Annotated in this window: 23 protein-coding genes; 18 read left to right on the forward strand and 5 right to left on the reverse strand. The window is 35.5% G+C overall.

Annotated features, from left to right (window positions below; genetic code table 11):
- From D0S24_RS10410 to D0S24_RS10500, 18 genes are all read left to right on the forward strand, one after another.
- Entirely contained in the window at positions 1–645 is a 645-nt protein-coding gene (locus tag D0S24_RS10410) for a cyclase family protein (protein WP_117019799.1), read from the forward strand.
- A 17-nt stretch (positions 646–662) separates the two neighbouring features.
- The gene (locus tag D0S24_RS10415) at positions 663–1,709 is read left to right on the forward strand and encodes an Ldh family oxidoreductase (RefSeq protein WP_117019800.1); all 1,047 of its coding nucleotides are present in this window, start codon (positions 663–665) and stop codon (positions 1,707–1,709) included.
- Positions 1,710–1,734: 25 nt separating this feature from the next.
- Positions 1,735–3,072, forward strand: a complete 1,338-nt coding sequence (locus D0S24_RS10420; protein ID WP_117019801.1) for a sugar porter family MFS transporter — start codon at positions 1,735–1,737, stop codon at positions 3,070–3,072.
- A 1,122-nt stretch (positions 3,073–4,194) separates the two neighbouring features.
- The gene (locus D0S24_RS10425; RefSeq protein ID WP_117019802.1) at positions 4,195–4,548 is read left to right on the forward strand and encodes a single-stranded DNA-binding protein; all 354 of its coding nucleotides are present in this window, start codon (positions 4,195–4,197) and stop codon (positions 4,546–4,548) included.
- A gap of 76 nt (positions 4,549–4,624) precedes the next feature.
- Positions 4,625–5,005 carry a DUF6876 family protein gene (locus D0S24_RS10430; protein ID WP_117019803.1) on the forward strand — a complete coding sequence of 127 codons (381 nt, stop codon included), beginning with the start codon at positions 4,625–4,627 and terminating at the stop codon, positions 5,003–5,005.
- Positions 5,006–5,540: 535 nt separating this feature from the next.
- Complete coding sequence (locus D0S24_RS10435) at positions 5,541–5,903, forward strand: BfmA/BtgA family mobilization protein (protein ID WP_117019804.1); 363 nt, start codon at positions 5,541–5,543, stop codon at positions 5,901–5,903.
- A gap of 19 nt (positions 5,904–5,922) precedes the next feature.
- Positions 5,923–6,972: a MobB family relaxase gene (gene mobB, locus D0S24_RS10440; protein ID WP_117019891.1), complete on the forward strand. Its 1,050-nt coding sequence runs from the start codon at positions 5,923–5,925 to the stop codon at positions 6,970–6,972.
- Positions 6,973–6,981: 9 nt separating this feature from the next.
- Positions 6,982–8,562: a type IV secretory system conjugative DNA transfer family protein gene (locus D0S24_RS10445; protein ID WP_117019805.1), complete on the forward strand. Its 1,581-nt coding sequence runs from the start codon at positions 6,982–6,984 to the stop codon at positions 8,560–8,562.
- A 217-nt stretch (positions 8,563–8,779) separates the two neighbouring features.
- A complete protein-coding gene (locus D0S24_RS10450) occupies positions 8,780–9,397 on the forward strand; it encodes a recombinase family protein (RefSeq protein ID WP_117019806.1) in 618 nt (205 codons plus the stop codon).
- Between the two features lie 195 nt (positions 9,398–9,592).
- Positions 9,593–11,362: a DUF4209 domain-containing protein gene (locus D0S24_RS10455; RefSeq protein WP_117019807.1), complete on the forward strand. Its 1,770-nt coding sequence runs from the start codon at positions 9,593–9,595 to the stop codon at positions 11,360–11,362.
- A gap of 109 nt (positions 11,363–11,471) precedes the next feature.
- The gene (locus D0S24_RS10460) at positions 11,472–12,026 is read left to right on the forward strand and encodes a hypothetical protein (protein WP_117019808.1); all 555 of its coding nucleotides are present in this window, start codon (positions 11,472–11,474) and stop codon (positions 12,024–12,026) included.
- 337 nt (positions 12,027–12,363) lie between these two features.
- Positions 12,364–14,253, forward strand: coding sequence for an ATP-binding protein (locus tag D0S24_RS10465; protein ID WP_117019809.1), 1,890 nt, complete (start codon positions 12,364–12,366; stop codon positions 14,251–14,253).
- 39 nt (positions 14,254–14,292) lie between these two features.
- Positions 14,293–14,439: a helix-turn-helix domain-containing protein gene (locus D0S24_RS21445; RefSeq protein ID WP_408912545.1), complete on the forward strand. Its 147-nt coding sequence runs from the start codon at positions 14,293–14,295 to the stop codon at positions 14,437–14,439.
- Between the two features lie 147 nt (positions 14,440–14,586).
- Positions 14,587–14,907 carry a type II toxin-antitoxin system RelE/ParE family toxin gene (locus tag D0S24_RS10475; RefSeq protein WP_103478223.1) on the forward strand — a complete coding sequence of 107 codons (321 nt, stop codon included), beginning with the start codon at positions 14,587–14,589 and terminating at the stop codon, positions 14,905–14,907.
- 12 nt (positions 14,908–14,919) lie between these two features.
- Positions 14,920–16,014 carry a HigA family addiction module antitoxin gene (locus tag D0S24_RS10480; protein ID WP_103478224.1) on the forward strand — a complete coding sequence of 365 codons (1,095 nt, stop codon included), beginning with the start codon at positions 14,920–14,922 and terminating at the stop codon, positions 16,012–16,014.
- 221 nt (positions 16,015–16,235) lie between these two features.
- Complete coding sequence (locus tag D0S24_RS10490; protein ID WP_117019812.1) at positions 16,236–17,678, forward strand: hypothetical protein; 1,443 nt, start codon at positions 16,236–16,238, stop codon at positions 17,676–17,678.
- A gap of 139 nt (positions 17,679–17,817) precedes the next feature.
- Positions 17,818–18,756: a hypothetical protein gene (locus D0S24_RS10495; RefSeq protein WP_117019813.1), complete on the forward strand. Its 939-nt coding sequence runs from the start codon at positions 17,818–17,820 to the stop codon at positions 18,754–18,756.
- A 447-nt stretch (positions 18,757–19,203) separates the two neighbouring features.
- Positions 19,204–19,875, forward strand: coding sequence for a hypothetical protein (locus tag D0S24_RS10500; RefSeq protein WP_117019814.1), 672 nt, complete (start codon positions 19,204–19,206; stop codon positions 19,873–19,875).
- 574 nt (positions 19,876–20,449) lie between these two features.
- Here D0S24_RS10500 and D0S24_RS10515 read toward each other — a convergent pair.
- Genes D0S24_RS10515 through D0S24_RS10535 form a run of 5 tightly spaced genes read right to left on the reverse strand, consistent with a single transcriptional unit; the run spans position 20,450 to position 24,269 of the window.
- A complete protein-coding gene (locus D0S24_RS10515; RefSeq protein ID WP_117019817.1) occupies positions 20,450–21,304 on the reverse strand; it encodes a DUF4138 domain-containing protein in 855 nt (284 codons plus the stop codon).
- Positions 21,301–22,230, reverse strand: a complete 930-nt coding sequence (gene traM, locus D0S24_RS10520; protein ID WP_117019818.1) for a conjugative transposon protein TraM — start codon at positions 22,228–22,230, stop codon at positions 21,301–21,303. Before traM ends, D0S24_RS10515 begins: the two co-directional genes overlap by 4 nt.
- The gene (locus tag D0S24_RS10525) at positions 22,211–22,834 is read right to left on the reverse strand and encodes a conjugal transfer protein TraK (RefSeq protein WP_117019819.1); all 624 of its coding nucleotides are present in this window, start codon (positions 22,832–22,834) and stop codon (positions 22,211–22,213) included. The genes traM and D0S24_RS10525 overlap by 20 nt, the downstream gene beginning before the upstream one ends.
- Before the next feature lie 11 nt (positions 22,835–22,845).
- Complete coding sequence (locus D0S24_RS10530; protein ID WP_117019820.1) at positions 22,846–23,688, reverse strand: hypothetical protein; 843 nt, start codon at positions 23,686–23,688, stop codon at positions 22,846–22,848.
- 2 nt (positions 23,689–23,690) lie between these two features.
- Positions 23,691–24,269 carry a conjugal transfer protein gene (locus tag D0S24_RS10535; RefSeq protein ID WP_117019821.1) on the reverse strand — a complete coding sequence of 193 codons (579 nt, stop codon included), beginning with the start codon at positions 24,267–24,269 and terminating at the stop codon, positions 23,691–23,693.
- Positions 24,270–24,307 lie beyond the last annotated feature (38 nt).

Raw genomic sequence — 24,307 nt, forward strand, 5'->3', positions numbered from 1 at the left:
ATGGAAAAATATATAGATATAAGTATTCCGTCATCATCCTCGATAACCGTATTTCCCGGAGACCCGAGCCCCCAGTTAACATGGCCTTTTTGGAGCCATGAGAAGGGAAATCCGGCCAATGTAGGGTTTTATAACGGAGGCCTGCACCATGGCTCCCATGTTGATGCACCATGGCATTTTATCCCCATTGGGAAAAAGTTACATGAAATCCCCCTGGATTACTGGTTGGGTCCGGCCTATGTTCTGGATTTGACTCATCTTAATAAATGTATAGATGCCCCTGCACTGGAATCACGCAATATTCCCAAAGATGCTGAACGGTTGTTGTTCAAAACTAAGAATAGCAATTCTGATTACTGGACAGAACCTTGGGATCCAAATTTCATCTATATTGAAAAGTCGGCCGCTGAATGGTGTACTTCCAATGGAATTATCCTGGTAGGGCTGGATTACCTTACCATAGACCCTCCTTCAGAACCAACATTTCCGGCTCATTTGGAGCTATTGAGAAACGAGACGGTTATTTTGGAAAATATATGTTTACGGAATGTTTCCGCATCTAAATATGAATTGTTGGCTCCACCCATAAATCTGGTAGACGTTGACGGAGGATGGTGTAGGCCATTATTAGGTAAATTTTATTAATATCTCAAATTAAAAGCATGAAATATGTACACTCAGAATCTTTTTCCAAATGGGGAAGGGCTTGTTTAATAAAAATGGGACTATCGGATAAGGATGCCGCTGTAGTTACGGACTGTTTGGTACAAACGAGTTTATGGGGCATCGATTCACATGGAATTGCCCGTTTTCCACATTACTTAAATAGAATAAAAGCAGGGTCATTAAATCCCATTCCTAAGTTTAAAATTGAAAATACCGGGCCGTGTTCGGCAAATATGGACGGTGATCACGGGCTGGGAATTGTAGTTGTTGATGCCGCTACCAGGGAAACAATTGCATTGGCCAAAAAAAATGGGATCGGAATTGTTGGAGTAAAGGAGTCCTCCCATTGCGGTGCTATTGGAGTCTATGGAAGAATGATTGCGGAATCAGGATTAATAGGCATAGTATTTACCCATTCGGATGCTTTTGTGGCCCCACATGGGGGATTCCGGAAATTCGTTGGAACAAACCCTATTTGTATAAGTGTTCCCAACAGTAATGGCAGGCCGTTATGTTTGGATATGGCCACCAGTGCAATAGCATGGAACAAGGTTATGAATGCGAAATATGAAAACGTAAAAATCCCTTCTGACGTGGCTTACACAATTGAGGGAGATCCTACGGATGATCCCAATTTGGTCAGGTGTCTAAAACCTATGGCCGAGCATAAGGGATATGCCTTGGCTTTTATGATAGATTTGCTTTGTGGGCCTCTTAACGGTATGCCATGGGGACCGAATATCTCTGAAATGTATGGAGACCTATCTAAGAAAAGACATTTGGGATCTTTGGTCATAGCAATTGATCCTTCCCGTTTTTTTGGGGGAGCCAATTTCTCGGAAATCGTATCGAATATGGCCGATGAGGCACGAAAACAGCCTGCAAAAGATTCCAGTGTGCCTATTGAGGCTCCAGGAGATGACCATTATAGAAAAGAAAAAGAAAGAATAATAAAAGGAATCCCAATGGAGCCCGCTTTATGTAATCAGATCAAACATTGGAGCATTGAGCTGGGGATAGATCTTCCCATAGAACTCGTTTAATAAACCTTATAACAGACCAAGTCAAATGTCAAAAATCGGCTATGTTTATGTAATCAGTAGTATTGCCGCCATTGGCGGTATATTGTTCGGATATGATACCGCTGTAATTTCCGGTACTACCGAAGCATTGCAATCGCACTTTAAACTGGATGATAACACTTTGGGATGGATTGTATCCTGCGCATTGATCGGATGTATTATTGGTGTTGCCGGTGCCGGGTGGATTATAGATACGTTAGGGCGTAAAAAAGGAATGTTCTTTTCCGGACTTCTATTTACGATCTCGGCACTAGGCTGTGCCTTTCCTATGAACATTGAATTTCTTATAATGGCAAGATTGGTCGGTGGTGTTGGAGTTGGTGTAGCTTCTATGGCAATACCAATATATATTGCAGAAATAGCACCTCCCAACATTCGTGGAAAATTAGTCTCCATTAATCAGGTAGCTATTATAATAGGAATGGTAATGGCCTATACGGCAAATCGATATATTATAGACTTAGGTGATGAAGATTGGATGAACAATATGGGGTGGAGATGGATGTTTGCTACGGAAATGGTACCTGCCGTTTTATATCTGATGTTACTATATTTTATTGTAGAGAGTCCCAGGTGGCTGGCCAAAAGCCAAAACTTGGAAAGAGCACAGTTGGTTCTCCGAAAGATAACACGTCCTGAGTTTGTAGAAGCAACCTATTCTGCAATCCTAAATAATCTAAAGGAGGAAGAAGGGAGGGTAGGAGAATTGTTTCGACCCAAAAGACGACGAATTACCATTATGGCTATGATACTAGCTCTTTTCCAGGCAATTACAGGTATAAACGTTATTATGTACTATGCCCCGAGAATTTTTCTGTCCGCTGGAATTGCAACAGGGGATGCATATGGTCATTCTATAATCATAGGTTTAATGATGCTTGTCTTTACTTTAGTTTCTTTGTCTTTGATTGATAGGGTAGGCAGAAGGATATTATTGTTGGTTGCCTCTTTTGGAATGGGGGCTTCATTGATTCTACTGGGGCAGGCCTTTCCAAACGCAGAAGAGGGAGGGGGCTTATTGCTTTTTTATACACTAAGCTATGTGTCCTTTTTTTCCGTAGGAATGGGTGGTGTATATTGGGTTGTGGTTTCCGAAATTTTTCCCAACAGGGTAAGGGGAAGGGCTATGACCATTTCGGTAATTTTTTTATGGGGCGGTAACTTTTTGGTAGCACAATTCTTTCCTCTTATGCTTTCGGTGCTTATGGAGCAAGTGTTTTTTGTTTTTGCCGTAAGTTGTGGAATATGCTTCTTGTTTATTTACCTCACTGTTCCCGAGACAAAAGGACAGTCGTTGGAGGAGATTGAAAATAAGCTATTTTAGCATTTTCACCGATTGTAGCAGGTCTAATTATTGGGGATGAACCAAAAAGTGGTCCCACGAATATAGAAATATGGGAGCATTCGAATTTTTCAATAATAGCAGTAGAAGCTCAAATTGCAAAAGTTTTCGTAACCCAATGTCCGGTATCCTAGAAGATATTCTGTTTCTGGATGTCGTCCAAAGAAGAATAATATCCTTTTGGGATACTTTGTCCCACCGGTTGTTTAATACAATGAACTGCATAAAAATTGTGGGGTGGTGTTTAATTTCTGTTGTAATTTTAGCGAATAATTCCGAATAGTATTGTAAATCATTCTAGTATTAATCAACCCATTCCCCTACATTCCGCAAAAAAAGCTCCATATGGGTAAATGCGCTTTGTTAAAAAAGTCTTGTACACAACTTGAAAGATTCCGATGTCCAGGTTGATAGCCCCGTAATAAAGCGGTAAATACTTCGTGCCTAATCTCTATCTTTAAAGTTAGGTCCACTTTAGTTTCTTGGCCAAAAGAATAATCCGCTTTCATATTCCGTTCAGCACATTGCCCTAAATTTCGCGAAAAGCTTCATTTCGGGCAAAGAGCTTCACTACAAATTTCTTGAACACAATCCCCAATTTCGGCTGTCCATTCCGTTAGTCCTTCCCGCTATGCTGGGAAGGAACACTTCATTACCTAGCCAAAATCGTGAATAGCATTCGCCTGATCGGATATGTGTTTTTGCCTTTGGTCCCGCTTCCTTAGTTTTCTTTATTCACAAGGACCATTAAACTTCCTTCCATAACCGCGACAGTCCCTACCTTTTTTTGACAGCAAAAAAACAACATTCATTCTAGGGCGGCGGCATAAACCGTTTCGCTTCGCTCCACTATTTATACGCCTTACCAAGCCTAAATATTGTAACCCAGTAAGCAACAAAAAAAGGTAACAGCTGCGGCTCTATGGGAAGTAAATCCAAAACGAATGTTATGAAATCTTACGAAAACATCAAAAAGGAATCGGGAACAAAGTTAAAAAAACTAAAAGAGGAAAACGCTCCAGATATAATAAGTAAATCATTTGAAAAAATATAAACGTACGCTGTCTGAGGGTCGGGCAGCCAATTTAATCTAAATCTTTTATTATGAGTACTATCAGAAATCATGTTCAGTTGATCGGGAACCTGGGGGAGGATCCCAAAATAACCGTTTTAGAAAGTGGGAAGAAAGTAGCCCGTTTTTCTCTTGCCACCAATGAGTATTACAAAAATGAAAAAGGCGAGAAAACCCAAAGCACAGAATGGCATAGGATCGTAGCCTGGGTAAGGACTGCCGAGATTGTCGAGAAATATGCAGGTAAGGGCAATGAAATAGGTGTAGTGGGGAAATTAAAGACCCGTACTTACACAACAGACGATGGGAACCACGGGTATATCACCGAGGTGGAAGCAAAAGAAATCCTTTTGTTGGGAACCAAGATCGGCAAAGATGCCGAGTAGTATGTAAACAAAAGAGGGCGTCTCTGTCGAAAAGTTGCGCCCTCTTTTCATTATTAACTTCTAAAACGAAATTACAATGAGAGCACAAATTAATGAAATAATTGGGGGATTGCAACATTTTCACGGTTCGGAAATGTTGTACCAAATCCCATTGATGGGAACCAGATATACTGAAGGAATTAAATATTTGGCCAATGCTGCGGAATGCTATTGGCTAATTACCGATGCTTCGATCATGGCAAAAAGCCTCATGACGATAAGCAGATTTATAACCGTAGACTTTAAAAGGCTATCGCAGGAAAAGCAGGATCATTCTGGATATGAGGCAGAAATAATTTACAGTGATGGCAACGACAATATTCTTGAATCGCACCGGTACCGCATTACGGATTTCCCACTGGACGAATTGCGGTTGTACTTTGTAGACAATACATTGATGCTCCCGAGCGAATATTAAATCCCATGCTATGATCTGCCTTAATTTCACCGATTTGAGGAAGGAAACCCTGGAATGTTTGTTTGTATCTTTCAAAGAAGCGATACGAAATTTATATTCCTATCAATACACTTTCTGTATTTAATTCAATTGTTCAATTCAACTATTGAAATGGTACGGCCCTTGAAACTCAAGGGCCTTTTATTTGGTTACAGCATTGAGGTATTCGTAAAGGTTTCGCCATTTTATTATGGATATCAGGGTATACCAATTTTTTAAATCTTAAAAAACCATAACTGTTTTCAGTTACCATAAAGAGCCATTAAATTACTATTGAATGGTTCGAAAGTTTGCCACGCTTTAGCGTGACAAAAAGGAGAAGCAAGAGGGTAACGGGCAAAGCCGCGTTACATATTTCTTTTTGAATTTAAATGACTTATAATCAGGTATTTATAAATATTTAAACATTTCGAATTTTTGTCATTTGCGTCAAATGCCATGAAATAGCCAATAAATAGGGATGAAATTGCGTCAAATGTCTTTAAAAAACTAAAATATGGATTCATTTATTACCATAAGGTTCAAGCGCAAAACGGCAAAGCGTTTTCAGACATTCTCACGCACCCATTTCAAATCCCATACGGAAGCCATGGCTACTATGCTCGATTTTTTCTTCTATAACGAAATCTCCCCTAGGGAGAATCTTGGACCCACGGGAAGGACCATTGAACAGTCCTTGAAGAAACGGATCAATGCATCTATCGCGATTATACGGGATATGGAAAAGACCCAGACCAAGCCCACTGTGGCCATGATACAATCCTTGTTTGAAATGGAGGAGCCAAAAAAGAAAACTTTGATTTTGGAGAAGAAAAAAGATGAGGAGAAACAACCAAAATTTCACAAGCGTAATAAATAAAAACAAAAAAAAGAGCACTATGTACATCACTATTACAGCCCAAAAACTCGGAGGTTCCTATTCCCCAAGTTCAGCAGGTTTTGTGGATTATCTGGGGAAGGAAAACCAAGGAGTGGAGGAGGACCTGCCTTCCTGCGAGGCAGGTATGGAACATTTTTTCAATCAGTACGGCGATCAAATTTCAGCAGAGGAAGTAGTAAGGAAAATCGATGGCAATACCGCTAAGCTGGAAAAGACCGAACCAAGGTTTTACTCTATTACTGTGAACCCCTCCAAATATGAACTTAACGCATTACAGAATCCAAGTGAAGACCTTAAGACATATACCCGGGAACTGATGAAGGATTATGTGGCATCATTTAATCGGGAGATAAATGGACGGCAGGTTACTGTTGATGATATAAAGTACTATGCCAAGATCGAGCAGCAAAGGACGTTTAAAGGAACGGATAAGCAAATCCGGGAAAATCAGCCCTTTGCTACAAAAATACTTGAGTTAAGGAATAACATAGGAAAGGTGGAAAACGGTACCATGGAGGGCAGTATTAAAAAGATGGAAAGACAGATCAACAGATTGGAACGCCAGGCCCCTCATCAACAAAATGGCCAACGAATCGTACAGGGAATGGCCAAGGCTGGGAGCCAAAGTCATGTACATATCGTCATGAGTAGAAAGGATGCTTCCAATTCCTTCAGCTTGTCCCCAGGGAGCAAGTACAAAGCCTCCGAAACGGAGTTGCACGGAAAGATGGTCAAAAGAGGATTTGATAGGGATCAATTTTTTGAACGAGCGGAAAGGACCTTCGATAGGACCTTTGGATACCAAAGAAACTTTTCGGAAAAATACAGTGCCCGAAAGGAGTTTATCAATAATCCGAAAATGTACTTTAATTCTTTGATGAGACTGCCCACCAACGAAAAGGCTATTGCCTTTAAAATAATGCGCGAAACAGGCCTTCCCATAATGGGTAGCATCCCGGTAAATAAAGCTCAGATAGCATTGAAAATTTTCAATAAGCTTAGGCAAGGGGTAGAGGGGGCCATCAAATCGAGTTCTATAGGAATCTAATTTAAGGGTATGGAAATAGTGGATCCTTTCCTGATTTTCATGATCATCGGATTGATCAGTATTCTGTTTTATATGTTGTTTAAGAACAATAAATTTGCGTTTGGTCTAAATATCTTACTTGTTTTGGGAATGTTGGTCGGGGCTGCCCAATTAATGACGTTGTTGCAGGGAATACTATACTTAGCATGTCCCTTATTACTTATCAATACGGTTTTATATGTTTTTCTTCATAAAAAGGATATAGCTGAATCCATTAATGATAAATATCAAGTCAGCTTTAAAACTACCAAGGGAAATTTCCAAATCAATAACATCAAACGGGGCGTTTCCATTATAGGATCTGCGGGAAGTGGAAAGACCGAAAGTGTGGTCTATGGCTTTCTACAACATTTTAATAGACATGGTTTCTGTGGGGTCATCCATGATTATAAGGATTTTGAGATTTCCGAGATGGCTTATCCACTGTTCAAGGATTCCGACATCCCTTTTAAAGTGATATCCTTTGATAAGATCATTCATCGGGTGAATCCCATAGCACCTCGATATTTGGAGAATCCGGAAAGTGTAAACGAGGTATCCCGGGTATTGATAGAGAACCTTTTGGAACAGAAAGATTCCGTTTCGATTGGCGCTACCAAGTTTTTCCACGATGCCGCGGAAGGGTTGATAGGTGGATTGATCTGGAGACTCAAGTCTTCCTATCCCGAATATTGCACTTTGCCACACGTCATCGCAATATACCATTACCTGGATACTGAGAGCCTTATTACATTTTTGGAGTCCAATATAATCTCCAAAGGAATGGCCGATGCTTTTATTAGCGGGATGGATTCGGACAGGCAGACCGCAGGGGTGAAAGGGACATTAAGCAATGCATTAAAAAGGATAAGTACCCCACGAATATTTATGGCCCTGTCCGCGGATGAAGTGCCGCTCAATATCAACCACAAGGATAATCCTGCCGTTATTTCCGTGGTGAACAATCCTAGGTTTGAAACCTCGTATTCACCAATAATTGCCACTATTATCCACACAATAACCAAACAGATGAGTGTTAGACATTCTAAACCTTCTTTTTTATTAATGGAAGAAGCCCCTACCATTAAACTTTTGAACATGCACCGGATTCCCGCAACTCTTCGGAGTTATGACATAACAACGATCTATGTTATGCAGGACAAGATTCAAAATGATATGATGTACGGTGATAAGGCGAGCAGGGCGATTTTGAGCAACTTGTCCTATCAGTTTTTTGGAAAGGTCAATGATCCTGACACTGCAAAATATTATGAACGATTTTTTGAGATTATCAAAGACCCAACCAAGAGTGTTAGCCGAGGCCATAGTCTTGATTTTGATACCCGAGTAACCACAGGAGAAAAGGAAATTCCGAAAATTAGAGCGGATGTGTTTTTTCGATTGGAACAAGGCGAATTTATCACCTATGCAGATGGAAAGGACAAAAAGGTGCAATTTAAATTACAGGCCATTCGCCGGGGTCTTCCTAAACCTTCCAAAGAATTTACTAAGTCTGATCTAGAAACTAATTTCGAGAGAATTTATAGAGAAGCCAGGTCTATATTTGAGTAAAATTTTCTGATAATATTATAGGAGGGGTATTAATTGAGTGGTTACACTAATAGCATTTTCAGTTTCGTTAAATCGCACTTTATAGAATCAGTAAAGTATATTTAATCGACCCTTTTATTAAACTTTATAGCCTTACAATATTTATTGATTTTAAATAGTTTAAAGTATCGTACTAAATAATTAGTTTGTATTTTGAGGTTTATTTAAACTTTGGGTCATGGTTTTTGGATACGCTAGGGTAAGTACTGCAGAACAGAATCTGGATTTACAATTAGATGCCTTTTTAAAAGAAGGCATTGATACAAAGAACATTTACACGGATAAAGTTTCCAGTTCACAAGAAGAACGTAAAAGCTTAAGCAAACTTCTGGACTATGCCCGTGAAGGGGACACTATTGTCGTTTGGAAATTGGACCGCCTGGCCAGAAGCTTGATTCATTTTACAAACTTTATCAATCAATTGAATGAAAAGGGTGTCAAGTTCCGGAGCATTACCGAACCTTTTTTGGATACCACGGACAAGTCTTCACATTCCCAATTCATTGTAAACATGTTCGCTGCCCTAGCACAGTTAGAACGGGATATTATTATTGAACGAACCAAGGCAGGTTTGGCCTCCGCGAGAGCAAGGGGTAAAATATTAGGTGCCCCTACGGGCATCAGTAATAAAAATCAACAAAAAGCCATAATTTGCGAACAGTACTTTAAAGAGGGTAAATTAACCGTTTCTGAAATTTGCGAGAGAGTGAATATTTCTAGAGCAACGTATTACAAGTATTTAAGGCATAGAGGGCTTAATGGGAAGCTTCGTCCTTACAATGCGGACAGTAAATAAAGGATTTATAAATCAAAAAACTAGAAGTACTCACAAAGCAGAAATATAGTAACTTGTTACTATATCCGTGACGTTACCTGCAAGCTGAAAAATAAAAATATGAACAAAACAACTAAAATACTAATCATACTAATTTTCACATCAATGTCTTTCAATAAAGTTTTTTCTCAAGAGATAATGTAGGCTTCCCTAAAAATGAATGAAATTCCAGATGAATTAAAAGAATTCTATAACTCAATTGAAAATCTCAATTCATTGAGCATTTGGAATATTCATAGAGAAATTAAACAAACTACAAGAATCGAAGGAGATTGGGAGGATAAACTAATCATCGAAAGAAAATCATTAAACTATAATTTAAATAAAGGGGAACTAAAAACTAATGTTCAAGTCACTGACTCAAAAGGTCAAATTGTAGGAATTGGACTTGAAAAGAAAGACCTAGAATATTTAAAGAACAGATTAGACGAAACTCAAAACACTTGGCTAAAATCTAGATATTCACACCTATTATGGCAAGAAACAAAACACAACAAATATGCGGAAATAGCAATTGATAATTATATTCAAACTATAAACAGAATAAAATCAGATGAAGCTAATGAATTACCTATTATTCTTTCAGCTATTCTAAATATATCAAAAAGGTCAAAGAAGAAAATAGAACAAGCTAAAGAATTAGCAATTATATTGATTCACGACTTACCAAATTGGTTTAAACCAAATATTCTAAATTCAATTTTAGATAATAATATACTTTCAAGTGAAGAACTAAATGATATAGCAGAGAAATTACCAAATTGGATAGAAGATGACAAATCTGTTTCATATTTTTCTAATAAAAGCACATTGGATTCTGGAATAAGACTTTATAATTCTCTCGAACTTCCATTGAATAAATTATACGAGTTATTAGCTAAAAATGAAGATGTAATTATCGAGCAACATCCAGAAGATACTGACTTTGTAAAATATACAACCATTGGCACTAAAGCTAAATATTTAAGGCTAGCAGGAAAACTAGATGAAGCTGAAGAAGTTTTAAAAGAATATAATAGATTAAAACAAACAGTAAAACTTGGAAAAGTAAGTTGGCAACTTGGTGAAAAAGAAACAGAAATGTTTAATGAATATCTTAATATGAAATCTAAAATCATTTTAGATATGCCAACTGAAGGTATTCTTGCTTTCTTTTCAATTAATGAGGACATACTTGTTGATCCAATTGAGAATGAAGAAAACGCGAAAAAATCAATAAAGAAGTCAATTAGCTATCTCTTTAGCACAAGTGTTTTTGACATAAACAGCAACTTCAAGAACCTCAAAGATTCAGAGAAAATTGACAAAGAAATAATTCAAGGCTATACAATTTCTCACGGAGTTAAATGTTCCAGCCTTTTTCTAAAAGTATTCGTAGATGGTATTTTAGCAGGTAAATTAAATTATTACAAAATATTCGAGTTCTTGGAAACTCATACTTGGTATGGTGTTAAATTCAAACGAGGAATGACTGACAATGAAATTGACCAAAACTCATCTTGGTTGACAATGCTTGCCCCTGGAATTCATAATTTATTCGCTCAATTTGAACTATCAGTATTGATGAATACTAATAAAATCAATAATTTCATTTTAGCAATGGACTCTTTGACTATCAAGTTTGAAGGAGCTTTAAGAGATTTTATTCGTTTGTCTGGTGGAAATACGTCTACATCAAAAAGAGGAGAAATCAAGGAACAACTTCTAGAAGAATTACTAGACAATCCAACAACAAAAAAACATTTCACAATAAAGGATATTGAGCTATTCAAATACACATTCACATTAAAAGGGAAAAATTTGAGGAATAATATAGCACATTCATTTTTACAATACTCTGATTATAACTTACAAGCTGTTATATTAGTTTTCTTCTGTATTTTAAGACTTGGAAAATATACATTTGAAGAAAAAACCCGAAGCTAAGACGTGTAAAATTTATTGCTAGATAAACCCAACTTAAGTAAGTCTTAGCAGACTTTCTGTCTGTAATTTATTTGCTAACTTTAGTGCTGAAACACGCAACGAAATCATAATGAAGGAAAAAAAAACAAATAAAATCAATTTTGGATTATGGATTTTTTTGTCTGTAATTATCGTTGCTGTGCTATTTGCTATAATTTGGCACATTACCTTCAATGGATATTCGTTTCCTGAAAACTCAAATGAATTTGGAGACAGTTTTGGCATGGCAAATGCGCTATTCTCGGCATTAGCTTTCGCATTTCTCATTGTCACAGCCTTAATGCAAAGAAAGGAGCTTGAGTTACAAAGAGAAGAGCTAATGGAAACAAGGTATGAACTCAAAAAATCTGTCACTGCCCAGGATGCCAGTCAACAGGCATTAAATATTCAAGTGCGTATAATGGCAAAGCAAGCAATGTTGACTTCTTATCAAAGCTTGTATCAACTGAACTTAGATAACTCTAGAAACCTGGTGGATCCTATTAAAGACATACAGGAATCAAAAAAGGAGGCTAAGGTGTACCTTGGACTAATCGAGCACATGGTTAAGGAATTGGAAAAGGAGCAAGAATTATTTGCCAACCCTGACATTATTGAATTAATAAAACTAACAAGGAAATTATGACCTCTTGGTTTTAAGAGGTTTCCAGAAGGTCTAATAAACGATTATCAAATGTAAAAAGGTTGGGTTAGAATATACAAGACGACGCGGAAAAATTTTAGGCGCCCCAAAAGGTATTAGTAAGAAAAATCAACAAAAAGCTGTACTTTGTGAACAGTACTTTAAGGAAGGCCTTCTTACAGTAACTGAGATATGTGAACGGCTTTAAACTTCAATGGCAACTTATTATAAGTACTTGAGGTACCGAGGGCTTGATGGGAAGTTAAGACCATATCCACAAAAATTATGAATAAATCGTGTTACCTACTTCCACGAAAGACTAATTAAACAGAACTATTCTATGAAGTTAGAAAAAATAACACTTAAAAATTTTAGATGTTATAATACCCGAACGGTCTTTAAAGTCGACGATTTAAATTGCTTGATTGGTAAAAATGATGTCGGTAAATCAACAATTTTAGAAGGACTTGAAGCCTTCTTTAATGATGGTATTGACTCCGGTGATTTATCTACAAATAGTGATGGAACAGAGATAGAAATTACCTGCGAGTTTTCAGCAGTTCCAGATACCATAATTCTTGATACTACAATAGAAACAAGTCCAATGGAAGAAGGAATACTTAACGAAGCTGGGAATCTTGAGATAATCAGAGTTTTTAAGATTGGTAAAACCATAGGGAAATCAATTTTCTTGAATGTGCAAAATTATGCCCATGCCGAATTATCAAACCTTTTAGAACTTAAAAATGATACTTTAAAGGCGAAAGCTCAAGTATTAGGAGTCGATTTAACCGGGGTTACTTTAACAAAAAATCCTCCCATTAGAAGTGCTTTTAGAAATCATTTTGGTCGTGACAAAGTTAACATGAGAATTAAAGTAGATGGAAATTTAACTACAGAAAACAATCTTAAAGCAGTTTGGGGTAAGCTAAAAGCTATGCTACCAATTTTTTCACTTTTCAAAGTTGATAAAAATCTCGATGATAAAGATGGTGATGTACAAGACCCAATGAAAAGTGCCATAGAGGAAACCCTAGCTATTGAAGCCATTAGGACAAGAATGGAAGAAATAGAAAATATGGTTAGGCTGCAATCTACAGATGTAGCTGATCGAATAATTGCAAAACTAAAAGACATAGATGCTTCCTTGGCTGAAACGCTGAAATCCGATCTTAGAAAACAACCTAACTGGAAAGGCCTTTTTGATCTTACACTTTTTAACGAAGATGGAATTCCTTTGAATAAAAGAGGAAGTGGGATAAGGAGATTAGTTTTGCTTAGTTTTTTTCAAGCACAAGCAGAAAAAAGGAAAGCAGATCAGAGCGCACCTGCTATAATTTATGCTATTGAAGAACCTGAAACGTCGCAACATCCTAATCACCAAAAATTACTTATACAAGCTTTAATAGAATTGGGCGAAAGCGAAAATACACAAGTTTTTTTCACCTCTCATAGTGCAAATTTAGTTAGAGAAATACCTATCCAGTCGCTAAGATATATTACCAATACCGGTGCAGGCCTTCAGATAGAATATGCTTGGAATTTTGAAACAGAAGAAGAAATTCAAGAAACAATTGATTCCGTAATAACTACATTGGGTATTTTACCTAATCCAAAAGACTCGATTAAAGTTTTAGTCTATGTAGAAGGAAATAATGATGTTCTAGCATTAAAGAGGTACAGTACAATCTATCAAATGGAAGGAGAGGAGACAATAGATTTAAATGATCCTTCAGTTGGATGGGTTATAACAGGTGGTTCTTCTCTTAAACATTATGTCGAGAATAGTTATCTGTCCGGTTTAGGCAAACCGGAGGTTCATATTTATGACGGTGATGACATTACTTATATAAATGCAGTAAAAGAAATAAATGCAATGGGAAATCCTAATAAAGTTGCATATAACACTTCAAGACGGGAACTAGAAAACTATTTGCATTATGAAGCAATAAACGAAGCCTATTCTGCAAATGGAAGCCAATGTCAACTATCTGCATTAGATGAGCAGGATGATGTTCCTATAATAGTAGCAGAGCATACATATACCCTAGCAGGAGGGGATTGGGCAGCACTGGGCTTCGAAAAGCAAAAAAAGAAATCTGACAGCAAGAAAAAGTTACTTAATACTCAAGCAGTAGAATTAATGACTCTAGCGAGATTAAAAGAGACCGATGGGTACACGGAAATTAGAGGTTGGTTAGATCAAATTGAAGTATCTTCAAGATTATAGATTATGTAATATTTAATAAGAAAGTTCAAATAAAGGATAATTTGCGAACAGTACTTTAAAGAGGGTAAATTAACCGTTTCTGAAATTTGCGAGAGAGTGAATATTTCTAGAGCAACGTATTACAAGTATTTAAGACATAGAGGGCTTAATGGGAAACTTCGTACTTACAATGCAGACAATAATTAAAGAATTAGTTACCTTAGTTTTTATAAATAATATATAGTTAATAGCTATATCCAATTGTAGGCAACAATTATATTAAAAAAATAAAGTTCACTTAATTAGTGAACTTTTTTATTTATTTGTACCTTTGCACTATGGTAAAAGAAAGTTATGGAAATAAACTTCGAGAAAGATTATTTAGAAGAACTGTATGAAAACGGAAAGGCTCGAAGCAAAAAACACAGGTTTCAACCAAGCGTTATCAAAAAGTATATACAAACAATAGATAAATTAAGAGTTGCAAAAAATACAGAAGAGTTATATCCCATTAAGAGTTTGAACTATGAACGGCTTATTGGCGATAAAAAAGGATTAGAATCTGTTCGAGTCGATGGCAAATATCGAATAGAATTTCTAACTACACTAGAAGGAGAAGAACCTAATAGTATTACAATATGCTCAATTATTGAATTGAGTAATCACTACAAGTAAATACTGGGAAAAATGGCAACAAACAAAGTTTTAATACCCGCGCAAGCGACACATCCTGGAGTTTTAATTAAAGATGAATTAGACGCAACACCTGATTTAAACCAAAGAAAATTGGCAAAGGAATTAGGTGTGCAACCTTCATTTTTAAATGAAATAATTAAAGGAAAAAGACCTGTAACCGCAGACATTGCAATTTTATTAGAAAAAATATTGGGCGTTTCAGCGGACTATTGGATGAAATTTCAGTCTCAATACGAGATTGACAAGGCAAGAGTTAAGCAAAAAAACATTAAAAGAGTTAAGAATATCGAACTATGGAACATTATAAAAGAGTATGTTCCAGTTCGATATTTTAAAAAACACAATTACTTAAATGATGATATTGAAAGTGACATAAAAACTATAAAAATTATTTATGCTGTAGAAACTATTGATGGTCTAGTATCAGCTTTTTCTAAAGATAAATTCGCATATTATCGTAAATCAGAAAAATTAAAGATAGACGACAAAAATATGTTTGCTTGGAGTTCTTTAGCACAATATGAAGCTAAAAATCAAAAAACGAACACTTTTAATTTTGACAATTTAAATCAACTCTGTTTAAATCTAAATAACATATTTTACGAAAACTCTGGAACACCTGAAAGAGTTAAAGCCGTTCTCAATCAATTTGGAATTAAAATGCTATTAATTGATAAACTAGAAAAAACACCTATTGATGGGTTTTCCTTTTGGTCTGAGAAAAATCCAGCTATTGCCTTGACATTGAGATATAATCGGATTGACAATTTTGCATTTACAATTATGCACGAAATTGGACATATTGATTTGCACTTGCGAAATGATAAGGACAGAAAGTTTATGGATTTAACTAGAAAACAGAATTTAGATAAATGTGAAACCGAAGCAGATAATTACGCTCAGGAAAAACTAATTTCTAAAGACATATGGCAAGATATTTTAGAAAACCATCTTCCATTGAATGATGAAAAAATTAAAGCTCTAGGTAACAGACACAGAATCAATCCCGCTATCCTTTTGGGCCGAGTTTGTTATGAAATGGATTATTACGCAATGAAAACCACGATTGACAAAAAAATGAAATAACTGTTTAACACAACCTATAAACAATAAGGGTTTCAGGCATAAACGTAAGGTTTGTATATTTTTGTGAAGACCCCAAAATCTTTTGGATTTTGCTTTGAGCAGAAAAAAAAGAAAAAACAAAACCAAAAGCTTTTGCTATGTGCGTGGGGGAAAGCAAACGCTGGTTTGCCCCCGTACTGTTCATAGAGCTAAACCGTCGTAGGCAATGCGAGAAAAACTGAATGGTAAGAATATATTTTGATAAACAAATATTTAGTCATCTTTTTAAACAGGAGAAAAGCCAATATGTTGATTTATTAAATAAAATTAAGAATCATAAAACCAGTCTCTTTTGCTATTCGCACGCCCATTTGCTTGATTTAAAAAGTGATAAAACTGATATAAAATATTCAGAATTAGAATTCATTGAAACTCTCGTAAACGACAACTATTTATCTTATCACGCTTTAGAGAAGAAAACATCTTGTTATTTAGCCAAGCCTTTAGACGCGTTTAAAGACGTAGAGGAAGAAACTGACCATATAGATTTCTCAAGCATCCTTGATTTTGACACTTCGAAACTACCAATTGAAGACATAAAAAAATTAGAACAAGCTAAAACCTTGTTAACTGAAAAATTTCTTGATTTCGGCTTTATTGATACTGATTCCATTGATTCAAAAGTATTAGACCCATTATCTAAAATATTACCAACTGACTTACCACCAATGAATATTATGGAGTGGAGTGAACACTTTATGGGAATGTTCAAAACTATGCAAGATGATAAATCCGTATACAAGGGACTTCGAAATGTAACTGACAAACATCTTAATAATGGAAAATTCGTTGTTGATTATGATGAAATTGATTTCAATGAAGACTTAAAAGATTCTTACCTTCAAAAAAGCTTCCTTGATTATGTTAGAAGTAACATAAACCCAAATGGCGATAAGGAAATGTCCAATTACGATTTTTTCACTAATGCCTATTTTACACTTGACCTTTTAGGCATTAGTAAGGAGCCTTCAAAAAGTGTTCGTTTCAACAACGTCCTCAATGATGGGATTCATAGTTACTACGGAGCATACTGTGATTGCGTAATATCCGATGATAACGAATTTTTAAAAAAAACAAGAGTCCTTTATAAACTTTTAGGAATTGAAACTAAAGTATATCACGCCGAAGAATTCATAAAGTCGTTCAATTTCATATTAGATAAAGAAGAAGATAGTTACCAAACTTTTAGCAAGTTACTAATCAACGATATTAAAACGGGTATAATTATAGACGATTTCAAATCACTGAATTTTGATAGACATACTTCAACTATAAAACCAATTCATAGTTATTTAGGATATTTCAATCGCATTGATAATTTAGTAGAGGAAGGAAAAAATTATCTCTATTTTTATAGAAGAACTAAAAACTACTCTAACTTTAGTTTTCTTCGAGAATATGAATTAGTAGTTAATAGTGGATTCCGAGTTTTAGGAATTGACCAAGATTCAAGGGGTATTTTCGATTGGGACACTGAAAAAGAGGAGTTAGTCAATGACAAATGGAATGGTCGATTTTGGGACTTTAATGACTTTACAATTAAAATAGAAAACAATAAAGGCTCTAAAGAATTGAGTATGCTAATGGCATTTAGGAGCGAAAGCACTGCCTACAACAATATATAAAAAAATAGGGCAAATAGTGCTTAATCGAAAGGTCTGTGTGTATTTAAAACAAAATGCAAAAGATTTGGCTTATGGATAATCCGCAAGGTAATTCCTTATTTTAAGCCCTACTTCTTTTATACTAAACGTTGTCAACCATATGGAAAAACAATTTTATATTCCATTTAAGAACTCGGAATTTAACACCAGTAGTTGCTTCTTATGTGGTTATATTATTGAAGAAAAAATAACTCGAGAACACGTTTTCCCTAAATGGTTACAAAAAGAATTTGATTTATGGGATAAAACCATCTCAATAACTAACAACACAACTATTCAGTATAAAAACCTTACAGTTCCTTGCTGTTCAAAATGTAACAATGAGCATTTATCAGTTATGGAAAGTAATTTTCAAGAATTACTTCAACAAGGTTTTAAAGAACTAACCGATTTTGATGAGCAAGTGATTTTCAATTGGTGTGGTAAAATATTATACGCCACAAGACACAGGGAATTATCATTGCTATATGATAGAAAAAAACCTGAATTTGGTTCAATAATTTCTGACGAGGAATTTCAAAGTTATTCTTGTCTTCAATTTTTTTTACAATCAATTAGATATAGTACAACTTGGAATGTAAAACCTTGGAGTTTATTTCTATTTGAATCTAAAACCAATGATTTCTTTTATCAAACGAGAGTACATTTTCCTTGCTTATCCATTAAACTCGGAAAATACATAGTGATTATTCTTTTTGAAGACAATAATGCAATTGAAAACCACTTTAGTAAATTCAAACAAATAAGGTTTACACCAATAAGTTTTGTTCAGCAAATTGAAATTACTTCATACTTATTTTATGCTGCCTCTATAAAAGAAAAAATCCCATCTTACAGCTCTCACTTTTTTGATAACCACCTAACAATAAACAGTTCTAATCAAATACAGAGTAGAAATTTTGATTATGATGAATTTGCTTTTTACTATCGATTGATGTTAAGAGATGTGGGAATAGAATTTAAAGATAAAATCCATACAGGAAACGGAATGATTAACACAAGCTTAATTGACGAAAACAATGAGCCTTTAATAAAATGAAAAAATGCGATTGCCAACAAACAACTGAGTTAACTAAATGTTCAAATAAACGATTAATTTTTATGAATAGAAATAAATTTTGTTTGTTGGTTTTCATAATATTTTTTTGTCCTTGGGTAGTTGTGAGAAAGTAGAGGAGTCTACGAGAATGTATACAAAAGGAGGAGGACTAAGACATGGATGACAGATTAAGGTTCCATGTATTTTTCCAGAGCCATTCCAGGTACCTATGAAAATTGTAAGTCAACTTTTAAGTTATAGGAAAATTAGTATTCCTAAGGTTGTATTGAGTAAAATAAGTGAAAACATCAGCATAATAAAATCAAAGCTTATATGAAGTGCTAATTATTATAGTTTTAATAAAAGGAAGAAAATATATCTTCTCCTTATTATAATAATAAGGAATTAATTTTATCTTAATCAACTATTATACTAATAATTAGCAGGATGTTCCAATTTAAATATAATTTAAATGATATTCACCTATATGAATGGGGTGATCTGTGGTGGTTTGAATATGAAGTTCAAGTGGGCTTGTGGGCATTACAAGATTTAATAAAATACCAAGAGGAAATTTATCACCTAAGAAAAGATGAATTCATTAAATCTAAAGAAAAGAGGCTTGCGCAAATTCCAGTTGAATATAAAGACTCATACGAGCAACATTCTTTTGAAGATGGAGATAGAACATTTACTGAATTAATTAAAATTCAAAGAAATTCAGTCTGTTTGTCTATTTTTTCATATTTAGAGGGACAACTAATAAAGTTGTTAAGGATGATGGCGAAAGTTTTTAAAATTGATATAGAACCACCCACTACTGGTATTTTATCATCTATTAAAGGAACTATGGAAAATACATTTGAAGTAAACAATGAGAGTTACCAAAGGTATTTTGGAAATATTATTAATCAATTGGGTACTAGAAATGCTATTGCACATGAAAACTCTCATATTACTGACAAAAAAAAGTTTAGAAAGACTGAAGGTCTAGAATTAAGAGGCTTGGAAATCATTATTTCTGACATTAAATACTTAGAATTCCTTATCAATCAGGCAGAAAAATTATTTGAAAATTTGCTTGTTGCAATAGATAAAAGGCTATCCATTTGTACCTAATTTAAATGAATTTACCCAACCATCACTTCCAAGACTTTCTTATGGAATTCAAATATATTAATACTGAAGATTTTCCACATTGTGAAGTAGATGAAAAACAAAATATTGATATTAATAATAGTTATATCGGAGATTCATTTATAGCAAACATATTTTTAGATGAGTCTAACACTGTAGTTGTCAATTGTGGAGTTGGGAATGGTAAGACTAGAAATAAACTATGAAAAAGTATAGATGAACTAAAACTTTTTTGTTCAAAATATCCTTAACTCCATGCATTCAATTGAGTCTATTATAGAGAAAATATTTACCGGTGAACTTAAAATCTCAAGTTATAATAGATAGGTATCCAACTAAAAATTAAGATGATTGGATTGTATTAAAATAAAGGTATTTCCAAAACTAGTTTTCCTATGTATTTTAGAGGTGTGAACTTTTTTAAAGTAGTGTTGTCTTTGGCGTAGAAACTTTCTACAACTATCTTCGCTGTCTCTGTATGAGATAGGTCTTGTTTATAAGAACAGGCGATCAGCAAGAATGCCAATATGGAAGTGATCAATGTTTTCATAATATTTTAATTTGGGTTATTGATATATCTATGCGAGACTTTAAGCACTATATTCCGTTCTCCTTTCTTTTCATTTAACTCAAGGACAGCGATGCGGTCATCACTCAAGGAGATTTTATTCAATACATAAACCAATCTGATGGCTTCACCTTTAGTAATTCTGGAGGGCACATTATATCTGAATAGCGGTTCTTGATACAATTTCTGTAAAGATTTCCTTTTTCCCTTCTGTCTTGTTTCAACCGAGAGTTTTAAGAAATTCAAATCGTAATCCAAAGTAGATTTGTTTTCAATCTGGATAACGAAGTAGAGTTCTTCGGTATCAAAAACAATATTTTCAACGCTTAAAAGGATGTCCTCGCTACCCTTTTTTAACCTCCCTATTTTCTGCTTTTGGTTGAGAAGGTATGCGCAAATTTTCTTGTAATAAAAAGTTTTTTTGTCAATGGTATCCCCAAGTGAATCTTTACGGGTAATCACTGGGACCAGAGGCTTTTCATTGCCTATACTACTGGAATCCGGTATAAAATAATTCAGCTTGGAAAGCTCCTTTTTATAACTTACAATATACGAATAAATAGAACCATTTCTATTGACTACCAGCAAGTTGCTTTCCTTTCCCGGCTTTGCCTGAAGCAAACCGAAATATTGTTCTTTTTCCCGATTGTAGGTAAAGATGAAGTTATCGGACCCAGTAATTCCTTGGCGAATGGGATCGGGAAAAAAGAGTGCCACATTCTTTTGGTCATTAGCGTAGATGGTATCCAATACTATTGGCTGTTGTGCTGGGGCCTGCGCTGAGCAAGGCCGAAATAAAAAAGCGGAAATTACTATAGCAGATATTAATATAAATGTTCTCATAGCTTTGGTTTTAGAATTAGTTTGTAGTTGTTCAGTACGGTTACTTTTACGTTTCGATTCTTTCGCCGAAGTACTTTGGTCATACCTCCCACCTGAGGAACGCTGGGAATATTGATGTCCTGAATAATATCGTTGAGGACCTCGGTACCAACTTCTTCCCGAAAACTATTTTCTACATAGATACCCTCGCTACCATCCTGAACATCAAAGGCCTTTAATTTGGTAGGATGATGGTCAATATTTTCAATTTCGATCAACGCACGATTGGGCTGAAAACTTATAAATCCAAAAACAGGTGTGTTTTTAGTAATTACCTTTCCATTGATAGTCGCTGTGTTGGTCAACCGCATTCGCAATCGAGAATTGGCCTGGACTACTTGGTCACCGTCGGCAACTGCATAAATCGTAACATCCGTATTCCCGATAATTGAAATGTCGTTTGGCTTAGGCGAAGCAGCAAAGAATAATTGATGTTCCAAACCCAGTTCTTTGGATTCAATCTTTTGTTCCCGTTTTATTTCCGCGGAATCTATTTCCTGAACATTTTTGGGAGCGGTTTTTCTTTCCCCAAGATTCTGATAGGACGATTTAGAATATTTAATTTTCCCTGCTGCATAGATGCTATCCACAATACGCTCTTTTTCAAGTTCAGGAAGATTTGGATTATAATAACCAAGGGAATCAATCAGTTTTTCATCATAGATACTCGGCGCATTGTTCTCACGCTCTTCTTTCAAATCATTGATGGCATCCAGTTTGGAATTGTATTCTTTTTGATTCTCTTCCAAATTGGGCACAAAGGTTTGCTCCAGGTTTTCATTTTCACTTTCATCATCGCCCATTACCATTACGGAATAGGAAATTAGAAACAGAAATATCACAGCTAGGACTGCAGCAAAGACAATTTTATTTTTTTCTATCTTCATCGTTAAGTTTTTTTAAAGTGTTCTCGAAAAAGTCAGTAATCAATAGGCCATGTGGATTGTTTGGAAAGTTTCGATCGACCATAGCTAGGTTGCCAGTGGAAACAAGTTCATAGGTGTCGATTATAGACCCTCTATTGATTTCAAAAATGGTCTTAGTCGTAAAGCCATAGGAACCATTATCTTCTGTTAACCGTGAATCGATGCTCAGCACTTTTTGAACCAAAGAATATTGCAATAATCGATTATAGACACCATCAGCTTTTTTTTGGCGATAGAGATTATCCACAGAACTATTACCTAACCAAAGTGCTTTTTTTAAATTACGTTCATAGTTACTGGCATCAATATTATAGAAGTAATTGTGGAACAGTTCCAAATGGGCCAAAGCTTCGACCCTGATATTCTCTTTTTGGGTTACAAGCTTTAACGGAATGATACTCCCATCGGTATTGATGGCAAACGCACTATTAAGCGCATTTTTATTGGCCGTAAAAGCCATCCAAACCGAAAAGGTGCTGGACAACAAAGCAAAAACGACGACCGTAAAAACGATGAATCGGTTTAGCTTTAGGACGTTATAAATATTCTTGTATGCTGTTTTCATTTTAAGTTAAATTAGCTAGTAAACAATCTGAGTGTGAAGGAAGTGGCGCGCCTGTATAATTTGAATTTTAGGAAGACAATGAAACCCACAGATCCAAGCTGTACCACAGGGGCAAAAAAGCCTTGACCTACATCCGTACCAAAAAGATTTGTCCAGAAATTGGTATTGATTTCGGTGTATATGGCATTCACAAATATGTTGACCAAAAAGAAGGCGGGTACGAGCATATAAACTGCAGCATACAATTTGAAAAACGTGTAGGCCAGTGATCGAAATTTTTCAAATACTGCCAAGCTTATGACCAATGGGAACAATGCCTGCATTATTCCCAATAGAAAATATCGTTCTGCAAGAAATAATGGATAGATAAACAAATCTAAAATCCAAAGAATGATACTTATGATAAAGGCGAATATTTTAAAGCCATATAGTGGCGTTATTAGGGCTTCATAGAGCAATGCCATAGCAGCTTGCGCTGCTCCAATAAAGTTGATATCCTCCTCTATTGGAATGTCCTGCATCTGTAATGGCAATAGTGCTGGTGCTGTGCCGCGATATTGCCCTTCAATTGCTACTAAAATGCCATCAAACAATCCCAATACTTGTGATGAAAAAATGACCAATACAACTATTGCAAAATTCTTTGCCAATTCCCCAGGGTTTAATCCCCAGGTGTAGCCATCCTTATCCGCTATCCCTTCATTATATTTTTTAAGGATATTGACCAAAAAGAACAGAACAGCAAGCGCTTTGATTCCTGCAATAGTGTATTGCGAAAAGCTGCTGTTCCGTATGGTCTGGAAAACCGTATCTATATATTCCAGTCCTATCCCTAAAATGATGGTCGCCGTCATCTTTAATATTCGGTTTCGCGGTTATTGATTTTATCCTGCATTTTCCTGAAGGAAATAATATCCTTGTAGCGTCTTGTTTTAGTAGTGATATTGGAAACCATTTCTTGAGATTCCAGCTCTTTTTCCTTTAGAATTTCGGCACGTTCGGCATCGCTCATTTTAAGATAATCACTGGATAGGATTTCGTCTATAAAATCCATGGTGTCCAAAGAGTTTTCTATAACAGCAGTGAACGATTCCGAAACCCTTGCCACTTCCTCGGGTTTGATGTAGGGGCTATCAAGGATGTTTCTTAAATCATCCTGCATCATATCGATAAGGCGTTGATTATTGCGTCCAATTTCCCGGACAGCTCTTAATTGCTTGACCACATCGTTGACCTTTTCAAAATTTTCTTTTTGTGCTTTCAAGAACTTTACGGTTTTGATAATGTTCGCGGTCTGCTTACCAGATTCTATCAGTTGTTTTACCAAGCTGATGAAATTGGTGTTGTCATAAGTCGGTATTCCTTGGCACATGGCACGTGCAGGCAATAAAAAAATAAATGCCATTACGATAATTAAGATTTTTGTTTTACTCATCGCTAAAAATTTATTTTGGTATTCGTGAATCTGTGATT

It is taken from the genome of Arenibacter sp. P308M17 (assembly GCF_003426735.1).
Classification (GTDB): domain Bacteria; phylum Bacteroidota; class Bacteroidia; order Flavobacteriales; family Flavobacteriaceae; genus Arenibacter.

Bases quoted from the DNA above. Each gene is read 5' to 3' on its own strand.
- D0S24_RS10410 (WP_117019799.1), top strand. From the start codon at position 1: ATGGAAAAATATATAGATATAAGTATTCCGTCATCATCCTCGATAACC.
- D0S24_RS10415 (WP_117019800.1), top strand. From the start codon at position 663: ATGAAATATGTACACTCAGAATCTTTTTCCAAATGGGGAAGGGCTTGT.
- D0S24_RS10420 (WP_117019801.1), top strand. From the start codon at position 1,735: ATGTCAAAAATCGGCTATGTTTATGTAATCAGTAGTATTGCCGCCATT.
- D0S24_RS10425 (WP_117019802.1), top strand. From the start codon at position 4,195: ATGAGTACTATCAGAAATCATGTTCAGTTGATCGGGAACCTGGGGGAG.
- D0S24_RS10430 (WP_117019803.1), top strand. From the start codon at position 4,625: ATGAGAGCACAAATTAATGAAATAATTGGGGGATTGCAACATTTTCAC.
- D0S24_RS10435 (WP_117019804.1), top strand. From the start codon at position 5,541: ATGGATTCATTTATTACCATAAGGTTCAAGCGCAAAACGGCAAAGCGT.
- mobB (WP_117019891.1), top strand. From the start codon at position 5,923: ATGTACATCACTATTACAGCCCAAAAACTCGGAGGTTCCTATTCCCCA.
- D0S24_RS10445 (WP_117019805.1), top strand. From the start codon at position 6,982: ATGGAAATAGTGGATCCTTTCCTGATTTTCATGATCATCGGATTGATC.
- D0S24_RS10450 (WP_117019806.1), top strand. From the start codon at position 8,780: ATGGTTTTTGGATACGCTAGGGTAAGTACTGCAGAACAGAATCTGGAT.
- D0S24_RS10455 (WP_117019807.1), top strand. From the start codon at position 9,593: ATGAATGAAATTCCAGATGAATTAAAAGAATTCTATAACTCAATTGAA.
- D0S24_RS10460 (WP_117019808.1), top strand. From the start codon at position 11,472: ATGAAGGAAAAAAAAACAAATAAAATCAATTTTGGATTATGGATTTTT.
- D0S24_RS10465 (WP_117019809.1), top strand. From the start codon at position 12,364: ATGAAGTTAGAAAAAATAACACTTAAAAATTTTAGATGTTATAATACC.
- D0S24_RS10475 (WP_103478223.1), top strand. From the start codon at position 14,587: ATGGAAATAAACTTCGAGAAAGATTATTTAGAAGAACTGTATGAAAAC.
- D0S24_RS10480 (WP_103478224.1), top strand. From the start codon at position 14,920: ATGGCAACAAACAAAGTTTTAATACCCGCGCAAGCGACACATCCTGGA.
- D0S24_RS10490 (WP_117019812.1), top strand. From the start codon at position 16,236: ATGGTAAGAATATATTTTGATAAACAAATATTTAGTCATCTTTTTAAA.
- D0S24_RS10495 (WP_117019813.1), top strand. From the start codon at position 17,818: ATGGAAAAACAATTTTATATTCCATTTAAGAACTCGGAATTTAACACC.
- D0S24_RS10500 (WP_117019814.1), top strand. From the start codon at position 19,204: ATGTTCCAATTTAAATATAATTTAAATGATATTCACCTATATGAATGG.
- D0S24_RS10515 (WP_117019817.1), bottom strand. From the start codon at position 21,304: ATGAGAACATTTATATTAATATCTGCTATAGTAATTTCCGCTTTTTTA.
- traM (WP_117019818.1), bottom strand. From the start codon at position 22,230: ATGAAGATAGAAAAAAATAAAATTGTCTTTGCTGCAGTCCTAGCTGTG.
- D0S24_RS10525 (WP_117019819.1), bottom strand. From the start codon at position 22,834: ATGAAAACAGCATACAAGAATATTTATAACGTCCTAAAGCTAAACCGA.
- D0S24_RS10530 (WP_117019820.1), bottom strand. From the start codon at position 23,688: ATGACGGCGACCATCATTTTAGGGATAGGACTGGAATATATAGATACG.
- D0S24_RS10535 (WP_117019821.1), bottom strand. From the start codon at position 24,269: ATGAGTAAAACAAAAATCTTAATTATCGTAATGGCATTTATTTTTTTA.